Annotated in this window: 1 protein-coding gene; it reads right to left on the bottom strand. The window is 55.4% G+C overall.

Annotated features, from left to right (window positions below):
- Nucleotides 1-88 precede the first annotated feature (88 nt).
- A complete protein-coding gene (locus SB756_RS35720) occupies nucleotides 89-226 on the bottom strand; it encodes an exodeoxyribonuclease VII small subunit (protein ID WP_410913972.1) in 138 nt (45 codons plus the stop codon).
- Nucleotides 227-233 lie beyond the last annotated feature (7 nt).

Consider the following 233-nt stretch of genomic DNA (forward strand, 5'->3'; position numbering starts at 1 on the left):
GTGTTCTGAAAGGGCAGTGGGGCGATAAAACGGCTCAGCGCCTGGTTGGCCTGCTTAACGCAGGCTTCGAGTTGCTGCGGAAAGTCCATTACTCATTGTCCGGTGTAAAAGGGGTTAGAGAGGCGTCTTCATTGTCAGACAGCAGAATTTGTACGCGCTGTTCGGCTTGTTGTAATTTGGCCTGCCCCTGACGTGCCAGCTGCACGCCGCGTTCGAACTCGTTCAGCGCCTCT

Source organism: Pseudomonas sp. SIMBA_068 (assembly GCF_046534705.1).
In the GTDB taxonomy this organism is placed as follows: Bacteria; Pseudomonadota; Gammaproteobacteria; order Pseudomonadales; family Pseudomonadaceae; genus Aquipseudomonas; species Aquipseudomonas putida.